General features: G+C 72.2%; 13 protein-coding genes and 1 pseudogene. 9 read left to right on the top strand and 5 right to left on the bottom strand.

The window, feature by feature from the left end; translation table 11 throughout:
• Window positions 1-42 precede the first annotated feature (42 nt).
• The 3 genes from ABZ098_RS04485 to ABZ098_RS04475 are packed head-to-tail and all read right to left on the bottom strand — an operon-like array spanning window position 43 to window position 2,677.
• The gene (locus tag ABZ098_RS04485; protein ID WP_356587105.1) at window positions 43-945 is read right to left on the bottom strand and encodes a metal ABC transporter permease; all 903 of its coding nucleotides are present in this window, start codon (window positions 943-945) and stop codon (window positions 43-45) included.
• Window positions 945-1,721 carry a metal ABC transporter ATP-binding protein gene (locus ABZ098_RS04480; protein ID WP_356587103.1) on the bottom strand — a complete coding sequence of 259 codons (777 nt, stop codon included), beginning with the start codon at window positions 1,719-1,721 and terminating at the stop codon, window positions 945-947. Before ABZ098_RS04480 ends, ABZ098_RS04485 begins: the two co-directional genes overlap by 1 nt.
• Window positions 1,718-2,677: a metal ABC transporter substrate-binding protein gene (locus tag ABZ098_RS04475; protein ID WP_356587101.1), complete on the bottom strand. Its 960-nt coding sequence runs from the start codon at window positions 2,675-2,677 to the stop codon at window positions 1,718-1,720. The genes ABZ098_RS04480 and ABZ098_RS04475 overlap by 4 nt, the downstream gene beginning before the upstream one ends.
• Before the next feature lie 130 nt (window positions 2,678-2,807).
• Here ABZ098_RS04475 and ABZ098_RS04470 point away from each other — a divergent pair, with 130 nt between their 5' ends.
• From ABZ098_RS04470 to ABZ098_RS04450, 5 genes and pseudogenes are all read left to right on the top strand, one after another.
• On the top strand, window positions 2,808-4,190 hold the full coding sequence (locus tag ABZ098_RS04470) for a glycine--tRNA ligase (RefSeq protein WP_356587099.1): 1,383 nt from the start codon (window positions 2,808-2,810) through the stop codon (window positions 4,188-4,190).
• A gap of 92 nt (window positions 4,191-4,282) precedes the next feature.
• Window positions 4,283-4,894: a LysE family translocator gene (locus ABZ098_RS04465; protein WP_356587098.1), complete on the top strand. Its 612-nt coding sequence runs from the start codon at window positions 4,283-4,285 to the stop codon at window positions 4,892-4,894.
• A gap of 63 nt (window positions 4,895-4,957) precedes the next feature.
• The gene (locus ABZ098_RS04460; protein WP_356587096.1) at window positions 4,958-5,968 is read left to right on the top strand and encodes an aldo/keto reductase; all 1,011 of its coding nucleotides are present in this window, start codon (window positions 4,958-4,960) and stop codon (window positions 5,966-5,968) included.
• Window positions 5,969-6,001: 33 nt separating this feature from the next.
• Window positions 6,002-6,166, top strand: a pseudogene (locus ABZ098_RS04455) (aldo/keto reductase); the annotation flags it as partial.
• Between the two features lie 130 nt (window positions 6,167-6,296).
• The gene (locus ABZ098_RS04450) at window positions 6,297-6,884 is read left to right on the top strand and encodes a TetR family transcriptional regulator (RefSeq protein ID WP_356587094.1); all 588 of its coding nucleotides are present in this window, start codon (window positions 6,297-6,299) and stop codon (window positions 6,882-6,884) included.
• A 14-nt stretch (window positions 6,885-6,898) separates the two neighbouring features.
• On the opposite strand, the gene ABZ098_RS04445 is transcribed toward ABZ098_RS04450, so the two are convergent.
• Together ABZ098_RS04445 and ABZ098_RS04440 are read right to left on the bottom strand one after the other, a co-directional pair.
• Window positions 6,899-7,105: a hypothetical protein gene (locus ABZ098_RS04445; protein WP_356587092.1), complete on the bottom strand. Its 207-nt coding sequence runs from the start codon at window positions 7,103-7,105 to the stop codon at window positions 6,899-6,901.
• 108 nt (window positions 7,106-7,213) lie between these two features.
• Entirely contained in the window at window positions 7,214-8,647 is a 1,434-nt protein-coding gene (locus ABZ098_RS04440) for an MFS transporter (protein ID WP_356587090.1), read from the bottom strand.
• Between the two features lie 95 nt (window positions 8,648-8,742).
• On the opposite strand from ABZ098_RS04440, the gene ABZ098_RS04435 reads away from it, so the two are divergent.
• The 4 genes from ABZ098_RS04435 to ABZ098_RS04420 all read left to right on the top strand — a co-directional run bounded on the left by ABZ098_RS04435 (window position 8,743) and on the right by ABZ098_RS04420 (window position 12,524).
• Window positions 8,743-9,651: a helix-turn-helix domain-containing protein gene (locus ABZ098_RS04435; protein ID WP_356587088.1), complete on the top strand. Its 909-nt coding sequence runs from the start codon at window positions 8,743-8,745 to the stop codon at window positions 9,649-9,651.
• A 145-nt stretch (window positions 9,652-9,796) separates the two neighbouring features.
• Window positions 9,797-11,041 (top strand): MFS transporter, encoded by a 1,245-nt coding sequence (locus ABZ098_RS04430; RefSeq protein ID WP_356587086.1) that lies wholly within the window; start codon window positions 9,797-9,799, stop codon window positions 11,039-11,041.
• A gap of 13 nt (window positions 11,042-11,054) precedes the next feature.
• Window positions 11,055-11,918: a LysR family transcriptional regulator gene (locus tag ABZ098_RS04425; RefSeq protein WP_356587084.1), complete on the top strand. Its 864-nt coding sequence runs from the start codon at window positions 11,055-11,057 to the stop codon at window positions 11,916-11,918.
• An 84-nt stretch (window positions 11,919-12,002) separates the two neighbouring features.
• A complete protein-coding gene (locus ABZ098_RS04420; RefSeq protein ID WP_356587083.1) occupies window positions 12,003-12,524 on the top strand; it encodes a hypothetical protein in 522 nt (173 codons plus the stop codon).
• The last annotated feature ends 1 nt before the right edge of the window (window position 12,525 follow it).

The following is a 12,525-nucleotide window of genomic DNA, read 5'->3' as shown; positions in this document are numbered from 1 at the left end:
CGGCGCCTGCCGGGCCATTGTGCCAGCCCGGTCGGTGCCGGGTCAGACGCCGACCGGGCCGTCCGCCTCCCGACTGGCCGGAATCGCACACTCGGCGGGGTCCGGGGCGGGCTGTGCGGCGGCGGCCGCCCGGGCCCGTCGCCTGGCCAGCGGGGTCGCCAGACCCGTCAGCACGATGAACGCCCCGATGGTCAGCAGCACGATCGTCGCGCCGGGCGGCACGTCCTGGTAGTACGAGGTCACGGTGCCGCCGATGGTCACCGTCACACCGATCGCCACCGCGATCGCGAAGGTGGCCGCGAAGCTCCGGCTGAGCTGCTGAGCCGCCGCCACCGGCACCACCATCAGCGCGCTCACCAGCAACAGCCCGACCACGCGCATGGCGACGGTCACCGTCACCGCGGCCGTGACCGCCGTCAGCAGGTTGAGCGCCCGCACCGGGAGCCCGGTGACCCGCGCGAACTCCTCGTCCTGGCTGACCGCGAAGAGCTGCCGGCGCAGCCCCAGGGTGACGAGCACCACGAACGCGGCCAGCACGCAGATCGCCGTCACGTCCGAGGCGGAGACCGTGGACAGCGAACCGAACAGGTACGACGTCAGGTTGGCGTTGGAGCCGCCGGGCGCGAGGTTGATGAACATCACGCCGCCGGCCATACCGCCGTAGAAGAGCATCGCGAGGGCGATGTCGCCGCGCGTCCTGCCGTACCAGCGGATCAGCTCCATGAGGACCGCGCCGAGCACCGAGACCAGGGTGGCCATCCACACCGGCGACCAGGAGAGCAGGAAGCCGAGGCCGACGCCGGTCATCGCGACATGGCCGATGCCGTCGCCCATGAGGGCCTGGCGGCGCTGGACGAGGTAGATGCCGACGGCGGGGGCGGTGATGCCGACCAGGACGGCGGCGAGCAGGGCCCGCTGCATGAAGGCGTAGTCGAGGAAGTCCATCAGCTCAGCAGTCCCGTACGGATCGGCTCGTGGTCGTGGGGGTGGACGTGGTCGTGTCCGGGCAGGGCGTGCTGGCCGACCGCGCGCGGGGGCGGGCCGTCGTGCTGCACACAGCCGTCGCGCAGGACGACCGCCCGGTCGATCAGCGGCTCCAGGGGCCCGAGTTCGTGCAGGACGAGCAGGACCGTGGCGCCCTGGGCGACCTGTTCCCGCAGCGTCCGGGCCAGCACCTCCTGGCTCGCCAGGTCCACGCCCGCCATCGGCTCGTCCATGATCAGCAGTTCGGGTTCGGCGGCGAGGGCGCGGGCGATCAGCACCCGCTGGTGCTGGCCGCCGGAGAGGGCGTTCACGGAGTCCTTGGCCCGGTCCGCCATGCCGACCAGCTCCAGGGCCCGGCGCACGGCCTCGTGGTCCGCCTTGCGGAGCACGCCGAAGCGGGCGCGGGACAGGCGCCCGGAGGAGACGATCTCGGTGACGGTCGCGGGGACGCCGCCCGCGGCGGTGGTGCGCTGCGGGACGTACCCGACCCGCGCCCAGTCCCGGAAGCGCCCGCGCGGAGTGCCGAACAGCTCGACCTCCCCCGCGGCCGCGGGGACCTGCCCGATGATCGTGCGGATCGCGGTGGACTTGCCGGAGCCGTTGGCGCCGAGCAGCGCGACGACCTCACCGCGGTTCACGGTGAGGTCGATGCCGCGCAGGACGGGCCGCGAGCCCAGGTCGGCGCGGACGCCGCGCAGGGATACGACGGGCTCGGTCATGCCGTCCTCCGATGTCATTTCGCTCCCAGGGCGGCTTGCAGCGCCTTGAGGTTGGCTTCCTGGACCGCGAAGTAGTCCTTGCCGCGGGACTTCTTCGTGATGCCCTCGATCGGGTCGAGGACGTCCGTCTTCAGCCCGGCGTCGGAGGCGATGGTCTTCGCGGTCTTGTCGCTGACGAGCGTCTCGTAGAACACGGTGGTGACGCCGTCGGCCTTCGCCATCTTCTCGAGGTCCTTGACGCGGTTGGCGCTCGGCTCGGACTCCGGGTCGAGGCCGTTGATGGCCTCCTCGGTGAGTCCGTAGCGCTCGGCGAGGTAGCCGAAGGCGGCGTGGGTGGTGATGAAGACCTTGGTGCCGGTGTTCTTGAGCCCGTCCTCGAACTTCGTGTTCAGGGCGTCGAGCTTCTTCACGAGGGCCGCGGTGTTGGCCTTGTAGTCGGCCGCGTGGTCCGGGTCGGCCTTCTCGAAGGCGGCGCCGACGCCCTTGGCGACCTCGGAGTACTTCACCGGGTCGAGCCAGATGTGGGGGTCCTTGCCGCCGGCTTCCTCGCCGTGTTCGTCGTCGTGCTCGGCCGCGTGGCCACCGACCTCGTTGCCGTGCTCCTCGAGGGAGGTCAGGGTGGCCGCGTCGATCGTGGTCCTGACCCCGGACTGGGCCACCGCCTCGTCGACGGAGGGCTGGAGGTTCTTGAGGTAGAGCACCGCGTCGGACTCCTGGAGCTGCGCGGTCTGCTTGGCGCTGATCTCCAGGTCGTGCGGCTCCTGGCCGGGCTCGGTCAGACTGGTGACGCTGACATGGTCGCCGCCGATCTGCTCGGCGAGGAAGGCCATGGGGTAGAAGGACGCGACGACGTCGAACTTGCCGGTGCTGCCCGCGGCGGCGCTGTCGGTGGAGCAGGCGGAGAGGGTGGCCAGGCCGAGAGCGGTGGCCGCGGCGGTGACCACCGCGGGTATGGAGCGTCGTCGTACGTTCATGACAGTCATTTTCATCAAATATGGAAACGGTTGTCAACAAAGTCCCGCTCGCGAACCGATTTGATACGGGGGGTGGCGGCGCCGGTAACCTGAGGCATTCGCTGCCGTCCATTCGCATGAAGAGAGCACCGTGGCCGCCGACAAGATCGACACCATCGTCAGCCTGAGCAAGCGCCGTGGCTTCGTTTTCCCCTGTAGTGAGATCTACGGCGGTCAGCGCGCCGCCTGGGACTACGGACCGCTGGGTGTCGAGCTCAAGGAGAACCTGAAGCGTCAGTGGTGGCGTTACATGGTGACGTCCCGCGAGGACGTGGTCGGTCTCGACTCGTCCGTGATCCTGGCCCCCGAGGTCTGGGTCGCGTCCGGCCATGTGGCCACGTTCACGGACCCGTTGACCGAGTGCACCTCCTGCCACAAGCGGTTCCGCGCGGACCACCTGGAGGAGGCGTACGAGGCCAAGAAGGGGCACGCCCCGGAGAACGGCCTCACCGACGTGAACTGCCCCAACTGCGGCAACAAGGGCCAGTTCACCGAGCCCAAGCAGTTCTCGGGTCTGCTCTCCACCCACCTCGGCCCGACCCAGGACTCCGGCTCCGTGGCCTACCTGCGTCCGGAGACCGCACAGGGAATCTTCACCAACTTCGCCCAGGTGCAGGTCGCTTCGCGCAAGAAGCCGCCGTTCGGCATCGCGCAGATGGGCAAGTCCTTCCGCAACGAGATCACGCCCGGCAACTTCATCTTCCGCACCCGCGAGTTCGAGCAGATGGAGATGGAGTTCTTCGTCAAGCCGGGCGAGGACGAGAAGTGGCAGGAGTACTGGATGGAGCAGCGCTGGAACTGGTACACCGGCCTCGGCCTGCGCGAGGAGAACATGCGCTGGTACGAGCACCCGGCGGAGAAGCTTTCCCACTACTCCAAGCGCACCGCCGACATCGAGTACCGCTTCCAGTTCGGCGGCAACGAGTGGGGTGAGCTGGAGGGTGTGGCCAACCGCACCGACTACGACCTGAACGCCCACTCCAAGGCCTCCGGCCAGGACCTCCACTACTACGACCAGGAGGCCGGCGAGCGCTGGACGCCGTACGTCATCGAGCCCGCGGCCGGTGTCGGCCGCGCGATGCTGGCGTTCCTCCTCGACGCCTACGTCGAGGACGAGGCCCCCAACGCCAAGGGCAAGCTGGAGAAGCGCACGGTGCTGCGCCTCGACCACCGCCTCGCCCCGGTGAAGGTCGCGGTGCTCCCGCTGTCCCGCAACGCCGAGCTGTCCCCGAAGGCCAAGGGTCTGGCCCAGACGCTGCGCCAGAACTGGAACATCGAGTTCGACGACGCCGGCGCGATCGGCCGCCGCTACCGCCGTCAGGACGAGATCGGTACGCCGTACTGCGTGACGGTCGACTTCGACACCCTCGAGGACAACGCGGTGACGGTCCGCGAGCGTGACTCCATGAAGCAGGAGCGCGTCTCCCTCGACCAGATCGAGGGCTACCTGGCGAGCCGGCTGATCGGCTGCTAGGTCCCCCGGCTGTCATTGGCCCCCGATTGGCCCCCGATACAGGCCTCGCTTTGGCCCTGTATCGGGGGCCTTTCCCTGTCCAGGCTGGCCCCATGAGCCTCGCCTTCCTCCTCACCACCCTCGTGGTGGTCGCCACTCCCGGCACCGGGGTCGTCTACACCCTCGCCGCCGGGCTGTCCCACGGCCGGCGCGCGAGTGTCGTCGCCGCTTTCGCCTGCACCCTCGGGATCGTGCCGCACGTCCTGGCCACCGTCACCGGGCTAGCCGCGCTGCTCAACGCCAGCGCCGTGGCGTTCCAGGCGGTCAAGTACGCCGGGGTCGCCTACCTCCTGTACATGGCCTGGGCGACCGTGCGGGACAAGGAAGTGATCGACGTCGACCAGGACGGCACGCCCCGGTCCGCGGGCCGCGTGATCGTCCGAGGAGTGCTGATCAACCTCCTCAACCCGAAGCTGACGATCTTCTTCCTCGCGTTCCTGCCCCAGTTCGTGAGCCCGACCGAGCCGCACGCCCTGCCGCGCATGCTCGCCCTGAGCGGGGTCTTCATGCTGGCGACCTTCGTGGTCTTCGCCGTGTACGGGGTGCTCGCGGCGTCGGTCCGCAGTCAGGTGATCTCACGGCCCCGGGTGATGGCCTGGCTGCGGCGGAGTTTCGCGGGGTCGTTCGTGCTGCTCGGGGCGAAGCTGGCCACGACGGATGGGTGACGGGTAGCTGGTGACAACTGACAGATATTGAAATCTGTCAGTTGTCATGGCAGGGTGGGTGTCATGACGATGCGAACCCGAACCCTCGGCACCACCGGCCCCCAGGTCTCCGCACTCGGCCTCGGCTGCATGGGCATGTCCGGCATGTACGGCGAGACCGACCGGGCCGAGTCGATCGCCACCACCCACGCCGCCCTGGAGGCCGGCGTCACCCTGCTGGACACCGGCGACTTCTACGGCATGGGCCACAACGAACTGCTGATCAGCGAGGCGCTGCGCACCGCCCCGGCCGCCCTGCGCGACAACGCGCTGCTCAGCGTGAAGTTCGGTTCCCTGCGCGACCCGGACGGCGGCTGGGCGGGCTTCGACGGCCGCCCCGCCGCCGTGAAGAACTTCGCCGCGTACTCCCTCCAGCGCCTCGGCGTCGACCACATCGACGTCTACCGCCCCTCCCGGCTCGACCCGCAGGTGCCCATCGAGGAGACCGTCGGCGCGATCGCCGAACTGGTCGAGAAGGGCTGGGTCCGGCACATCGGGCTCAGCGAGGTCGGCGCCGACACCATCCGCCGGGCCGCCGCCACCGCCCCGATCTCCGACCTCCAGATCGAGTACGCGCTCATATCCCGGGGCCCCGAGCGGGAGATCCTGCCCACCCTGCGGGAGCTGGGCATCTCCGTCACCGCGTACGGAGTGCTCTCGCGCGGGCTGATCTCCGGCCACCTCACGGCCGACCGGCAACTCGCCGCGAACGACTTCCGCGCGCACTCGCCCCGCTTCCAGGGCGAGAACCTCCGGCACAACCTCGCGCTGGTCGAGTCCCTGCGCAAGATCGCCGAACAGAAGGGCGTCACCGTCGCCCAGATCGCCATCGCCTGGGTCGCCTCCCGGGGCGACGACATCGTCCCCCTGATCGGCGCCAGGACCCGCGAACGGCTCGGCGAGGCCCTGGGCGCGCTGGACGTGACCCTGGAGGCCGCCGATCTCGCCGCCATCGAGGACGCGGTACCGGCGGGCGCGGCGGCGGGGGAGCGGTATGCGGCGCCGTTGATGGCGATGTTGGACAGTGAGCGGTGAGCCGTGCGTGGTGAGCGGTGAGCAGGGGGGCGGGTCGGTGCGAAGGCTCGGGGGCGGCTGGGTGCGGCCTTGGGCGCGGTGGACGTGACCCTGGAGGCCGCCGATCTCGCCGCTGTCGAGGACGCGGTACCGGCGGGCGCGGCGGCCGGGGAGCGGTATGCGGCGCCGTTGATGGCGATGTTGGACAGTGAGAAGTGAACCCGCCGGTTGCCGACGGCTGTCGTGGGTCGGCTGCGGGTCGGTGGGGGCTGGTCGCGCAGTTCCCCGCGCCCCCTGGTGGGGGCCGTACCCGTCCGGCGGTGAACGTCGTGCCAGGTACCGTCTAGACATGCCCCCGACCACCGAGCCCCTGACCGCCGAGCGCATCCTCGAAGCCACTGAGGAGGTGCTGCGCCGGCACGGCCCCGCCAAGGCCACCGTGGTCGACGTGGCACGCGCGCTCGGCGTCAGCCACGGCAGCGTCTACCGGCACTTCCGGACGAAGGCGGCGCTGCGGGAGGCGGTGACGAAGCGGTGGCTGGACCGGGCGACGGGCATGCTGGCCGCGATCGCCGCCCAGGACCGTGATCCGGAGGCCCGGCTGCGGGACTGGCTCGCCGCCCTCTTCGAGGCCAAGCGCCGAAAGGCGGGCGACGATCCGGAGCTGTTCGCCACGTACACGGTCCTGACCGGTGAGAACGTCGCGGCGGTCATCGAGCACCTCACCGAGCTGACCGACCAGCTCACCCGCGTCGTCCGGGACGGCGTCGACGCGGGCACCTTCACCGTCGCCGACCCGGCCGTCACGGCCCGAGCCGTCTTCCAGGCCACCGGCCGCTTCCACGACCCCTGCTACGCCCCCGAGTGGGAACAGCCGGGCGCGGACGAGGAGTTCACGGCGCTGGTGGACCTGCTGGTACGCGGTCTCAGGGCCTGACCACCGCCACCCCGTTACGTCTTCGACGGGTCCACCGTCGCCTGGTGGGCCTCCGTCAGGTGTTCCTCCGCCTTCAGCCAGGGCAGGAACTGGGCTCCCCTGCGCCAGCCGCAGGTGTCGCACCTGATCGTGCGCAGCGCGCCCTCGCGCCGCACCTGGACGACGTGCTCGCGCCCGTGCTGGTCCCAGCGGCTCACCCTGCTCGTGCCGATCTGCACCATGTGCCTCGCCTCCGGCTAGGAGTGTGCAGCAAGAACAACATCAACAGCGGTTTCTTCACGGGGGCTTCGCCAGGACTTGAGCCGGGCCGCGACCCGCGGGCGGCACGGTCAGTCGATCGTCCGCGGCAGCCGCAGGCTCAGTACGCCGGTCAGCGCCACCCCCGCCAACTGGACCAGGAGCGTCGTCACCAGGGCGTCCCGCATGCCCATGCCCGGCACCAGGGCGAGGAAGAGGCTGCCCAGCGTGGCCACGCCGAGGGCCAGGGCGGCCTGCTGGGTGGTGACCATCACGCCACTGCCCACACCGGCCCGCGCGGGCGGCACCTCCGACAGCACGATCCGGAAGACCACGGGCAGTTGGAGAGCCTGGCCCACTCCGGCGATCGCGCCGCCGGGGAGGAGGGGGAGCAGTCCGAGGTCGGGCCAGGAGGAACGGGCCGCGAGGATCATCAGCCCCAGCCCGACCGCCTGGATCAGCGCGCCCGCGGTCACCACCCGGGTCCCGAAGCGGGAGATCAGCCGCGGCCCCGCCACCGACGTGAACAGGAACGTCACCGCCAGCGGGACCAGCGCCAGGCCCGCCTGGACGGGACTGCGGCCCGCTCCCTCCTGGAGGGCCACCGCGATCACGAACATGAAGCCGGCGAAGCCCATCGAGAACGGCAGGATCAGCAGCAGCCCCCGGCGCAGGGACACCAGCTCGAACAGGCTCGGCGGGACGAGGGGCGTACGGCCCGCACGGTCCGCCCTGCGCTCCACCGCGAAGAACGCCCCCGCCAGGAACGGGAAGGCCGCCAGCGACAGCCACGTCCACAGCGGCCAGCCCGCCGCCCTGCCCTCGGTCAGCGGGGCGAGCAGTGCCAGCAGGGTGGCCGCCAGCAGGACCGTGCCCGGCCCGTCCACCGGCTCGGGACGCGGGGAGCGGGTCTCCGGGACCGTACGGGCCGCGAGGACCAGGCCCACCAGGACGACGGGGACGTTCACCAGGAACGCCGCCCGCCAGCTCGTGCCCGCGATGTCGGCCGCCACCAGGACCCCGCCGAGGATCTGGCCCGCCACCATGGCGAGGCCCGCGGTGGCGCCGTAGAGGCCCATCGCCCGCGCCCGCCGGGGCCCGGCCGTCGCCGACTGGATGGTGGCGAGCACCTGCGGCAGCATCGCGGCCGACGCGGCACCCTGCGCGACCCGTGCGGCGACCAGCGTCCACGCGGTCGGCGCGAGCCCGCACGCCAGCGAGGTCAGCCCGAACGCCAGCATCCCGCCGAGGAACAGCCGGCGGCGCCCGAAGAGGTCACCGAGCCGGCCGCCGAGGACGAGCAGGACGGCGTACGCCAACCCGTAACCCGCCACGACGAGTTCGAGGACCGACTCGCTCGCGGAGAGGTCCGTGCCGATGCTGGGCAGGGCGACGTTGACGATGAAGAAGTCGATGAGGGGGAGTGCCGCGGCGAGCAGCACCGTGAACAGTCCGAGGCCGCCCAACTCGGGTGGCGCGGCGGCGCGGACGGGGCGTGGAGTCGTGGTTTCGGTGGTCACGGTCATGAGCCTGCGCCCACGCCCAGACGGGTACCAGAGTCTCCTTATCCTGGTAGAAGAACCACCTGGCAACAGGGTCCCGGTGCGGGCAGGCTGGAGGCATGACCACGATGGCCCAGGAGACCGCCGTACCGGCGACCGCCTCCCTCTCCGCGTCCCTCTCGGCGATCCGGCGCCATGAGCTCGCCGCCTTCCTGCGCCACCGCCGCGAGCACATCACCCCCGAGCAGGTCGGTCTGCCCCGCGGCCGCCGACGCCGTACCCCGGGCCTGCGCCGGGAGGAGGTCGCCCAGCTCTCCGCGGTCGGCGTCACCTGGTACACCTGGCTGGAGCAGGCCCGGGACATCCAGGTCTCCGTGCAGGTCCTGGACGCCCTCGCCCGCGCCCTGCTGCTCGACCCGAGCGAGCGCTCGCACCTCTTCCAGCTCGCCGGCGCGGTCGACCCGACACCGGCCACCGTCTGCCCGTCGGTCAGCCCGGCCATCCGGCACGTACTCGAACAGCTGGAGCCGCTCCCGGCCTGTGTGCAGAACAGCCGCTACGACATCCTCGCCTACAACCGCACCTACGGCCTGCTGCTGTGCGACCTGGACGCGGTCCCGCCCGAGGACCGCAACTGCATGATCCTCTCCTACACCAACGACGACTGGCGCTCCTCGATCGTCCATCTCCCGGAGGTGCAGCGGCTGATGGCCGCCCGCTTCCGCGCCACCATGGCCGGCCACCTCGCCGAGCCCGGCTGGAAGATGCTCCTGAAGCGGCTGCGCACGGAGTCCCCGGAGTTCCGTGAGGTCTGGGACCGGCACGAGGTCATCGAACACCGCGGCCGCCGCAAGGAATTCATGAACCGCTACGTCGGCCGTGTCTCCGTCGACCACACCGACCTCTGGCTCGGCCCCGAGGCGGGCCCGCGCATGGTCACTTACGCCCCCGCGGACGAGGAGTCCCGGCGGCGGCTGGAGAAGCTGCACGCGATCGCCCTGGAGAGGAGCCCGGCAGCGCGGACGTGAGCGAGATCTCAACCGCCCTTCCGCGACGGCTCCCACCTCGTCCCATGCGGCACACGGATGCAACATGCACCTGCCGTATTGGACCGTGCCCCCGTCCGCCCGGTGGACTTCCCGGACCGATCGAGGCCGCACGGGAGCGTCACGGATGCCCACACCCACCCCCACCACCCCCACCACCCCCCTGAACCGTCTGTACGTCCTCGTCCTCGGCGCCTTCGCGCTCGGCCTCGACGCCTACGTCATGGCCGGACTGCTGCCCGAGGTCGCCGCCGACCTGCACACCGGCGAGGCCGCGGCCGGACAGATGGTGACCGTCTTCACCCTCTGCTACGCCCTCGCCGCCCCGGTGTTCGCGACCGCCCTGGCCGGCCGGCCCGCCAGGACCGTCCTGACCGCGGCCCTCCTGCTGTTCACCGCCGCCAACGCGCTGACCGCCCTCGCCGGCGGTCTGGCCGTCCTGCTCGTCGCCCGTGCCCTCGCGGGGGTCGGCGCGGGCGTCTACTCGCCCATGGCCGCCGCCACCGCGGCCTCCCTCGCCGGTGACAAGCGGCGCGGCCGGGCCCTCGCCCTGGTCATGGGCGGGATGAGCGTCGGCACGGTGATCGGCGTACCGGTGGGCGTCCTGCTCGCCGACCACGTCGGCTGGCGCGGCACGCTCTGGCTGATCACCGGCCTCGGTGCCGTGGCCGTCGCCGGGATCGTGCTCGCCCTGCCCCGGCTGGAGGCCGCCCCGCCACCGCCCCTGCGCGAGCGGGCCCGCGTCCTGGCCCGGCGTCCCGCCGCCGCCATCGCCGGGGTGTCCCTCGTCGCCGGTGTCACCAGCCTCGGCCTGTACACCTACCTCGCGCCGTTCCTCACCGATGCCGACGCCCGCGGCACCGACGGGGCACTCGGCGCGATGTGGGCCTGGGGTCTGGGAGGCGTGACCGGAAGCCTGCTGATCGGCCGGATCGTCGACCGCACGGGACGGCCGTACGCCGTCGTCACCGTCGTCCTGGTCCTGCTGTGCCTGTCCCACCTGCTCCTGCCGGTCGCGGCCCGGGCCGGCTGGGTGCTCGCCGTGCCGCTGATCGTGTGGGGCGCGGCCGGCTGGGCCCTCCAGGTGCCGCAGCAGCACCAGCTCATCGCCGCCCGCCCCGACCAGGCGCCCGTCGCGGTCTCCCTCAACAGCTCGGCCGTCTACCTCGGCAGCGCGCTCGGCTCCGCCCTGGGCGGGGTCACCCTGGCGGCCGGAGCGGCCCCCGCGGACCTGCCGTACTGGACGGGTGCGCTCGTGGCCGCCGGGCTGGTGCTGCACCTGGTCCTGGTCCGCGCGCCCCGGCCCCGGACCGAGGCGCTTACGACCCGACCGACAGCGAGGACGCCCGAATCGGCCACCGCGGGTGAGTAGTACCGTCGTGACGATGGACGTAGGACTGCACCAGCTCCGCTGCTTCCTCACCCTGGCGGAGGAACAGCACTTCACCTGGGCCGCGGAGCGGCTCGGCATCCCGCAGCCCACGCTCAGCCGCACCATCCGCAGGCTGGAGGAGCACGTCGGCCGCAGCCTCCTCGACCGGACCACCCGCCACCCCCGGCTCACCCCGGACGGCGAGCGGCTGCGGAGCGAGCTCCAGGTCCTGCTGCCCCGCCTGGAAGCGGCCCTGCGTCCCGTCCCGCAGGAGGAGCCCCTCAGCCTCGGCTACACGTGGGGCTTCCCCCGCCGTCGCGGCCGCGACGCGATCGACCTCGTGGAGAACCGGCACCACGTCCTCGTCCGGCCGGTGCGCCGGGACGAGCGGCTGGCCGGTGTCCACACCGGGGCGGTGGACGCCGCGCTGCTGTGGGGAGAGGTCGAGGACCCCCGCCTGCACACGGTGGAGATCGCCCGCGAGGAGCGGGTCGCCGCGGTGTCGGTCCGCTCGACCCTCGCCACGCGGTCCCGTCTCGGCTGGCGGGACCTGGGCCGCCGCTGCCTCGTCCTGAACACCGTGAGCGGCACCCTGACCCCGGGCGACTGGCCCGCCGACGCCCGGCCCGAGATCGGTGCCGAGGCCGCCAACCTGGACGAGTACCTGCACGCCGTCGCCGCCCGCCGGGGCGTGGGCGTGCTCCCGGCCTCGGTCGCCGCCGAGCATCCCGATCCCGACGTCCTGTACCTCCCGCTCACCGGCGCCCCGCCCGCGGTCCTGCGGTACGCCTTTCCGCGCACCAACCCCCATCCCCACGCGGAGAACCTCGCCGAGGCGCTGCGGGACGCGGAGCGGCCGGTGCCCCGGAGCGCCTGACCGGTCGCCGCCGGTGGGGATGACCCTCCGAAGTGCGGGAACCCGGTCGGTCCGAGAACAGACCCCCCACGTGCGAGGCGAGTCATGGCCGAGCGGAAGTCGTCGCAGCAGGTAACAGAGTCAGCGTCACCGTCCCCCGCGCCGTCGTCGGCGCAGGGGCTTCCGCAGCCGTTGCGGGCGGCCGCGTCGGTGCTCGGGAAGGTCCCCGGGGCCGGGACGGTGGGCCGGGTGGCCGAGGGAGCGCTGGACCGGGTCGGGGCGGTGTCCCCACGCGGCCGACGGCTCGCGGTGTACGCCGGGGCCGGGGTGCTCGGCGTCGCGGGCCTCGTCGAGTGGCCCGTCGCGGTCACCGGGGCCGCGGTGGCGTGGCTGACCCAGCCCAGGCCGGGGGAGCCGACGGAGTCCGGCGACGAGAGCCGGCCCACCCCCCGGGTCCTGGCGTCGACCCACGGCACCCCGGGCACAGCGTCCCACCCGGTGGCCGGGGCACCCGCCTCCCCGGCGCGCACGCCCTCCGACAAGCTCCCTCCGCACGAGACGGCCGCGCCGTCCGGCCGAGGCGGCCCCGGGGGCGCCACCGCGGGCCGTACCCGATCCGGCGACTGAG

The organism is Streptomyces sp. NPDC006335 (assembly GCF_040612795.1).
Lineage (GTDB): Bacteria > Actinomycetota > Actinomycetes > Streptomycetales > Streptomycetaceae > Streptomyces.
Note: the sequence above shows the minus strand (reverse complement) of the source record. Positions and strands in the feature narration are given on the sequence as shown.

Bases quoted from the DNA above. Each gene is read 5' to 3' on its own strand.
- ABZ098_RS04485 (WP_356587105.1), bottom strand. From the start codon at position 945: ATGGACTTCCTCGACTACGCCTTCATGCAGCGGGCCCTGCTCGCCGCC.
- ABZ098_RS04480 (WP_356587103.1), bottom strand. From the start codon at position 1,721: ATGACATCGGAGGACGGCATGACCGAGCCCGTCGTATCCCTGCGCGGC.
- ABZ098_RS04475 (WP_356587101.1), bottom strand. From the start codon at position 2,677: ATGAACGTACGACGACGCTCCATACCCGCGGTGGTCACCGCCGCGGCC.
- ABZ098_RS04465 (WP_356587098.1), top strand. From the start codon at position 4,283: ATGAGCCTCGCCTTCCTCCTCACCACCCTCGTGGTGGTCGCCACTCCC.
- ABZ098_RS04460 (WP_356587096.1), top strand. From the start codon at position 4,958: ATGACGATGCGAACCCGAACCCTCGGCACCACCGGCCCCCAGGTCTCC.
- ABZ098_RS04450 (WP_356587094.1), top strand. From the start codon at position 6,297: ATGCCCCCGACCACCGAGCCCCTGACCGCCGAGCGCATCCTCGAAGCC.
- ABZ098_RS04445 (WP_356587092.1), bottom strand. From the start codon at position 7,105: ATGGTGCAGATCGGCACGAGCAGGGTGAGCCGCTGGGACCAGCACGGG.
- ABZ098_RS04440 (WP_356587090.1), bottom strand. From the start codon at position 8,647: ATGACCGTGACCACCGAAACCACGACTCCACGCCCCGTCCGCGCCGCC.
- ABZ098_RS04435 (WP_356587088.1), top strand. From the start codon at position 8,743: ATGACCACGATGGCCCAGGAGACCGCCGTACCGGCGACCGCCTCCCTC.
- ABZ098_RS04430 (WP_356587086.1), top strand. From the start codon at position 9,797: ATGCCCACACCCACCCCCACCACCCCCACCACCCCCCTGAACCGTCTG.
- ABZ098_RS04425 (WP_356587084.1), top strand. From the start codon at position 11,055: ATGGACGTAGGACTGCACCAGCTCCGCTGCTTCCTCACCCTGGCGGAG.
- ABZ098_RS04420 (WP_356587083.1), top strand. From the start codon at position 12,003: ATGGCCGAGCGGAAGTCGTCGCAGCAGGTAACAGAGTCAGCGTCACCG.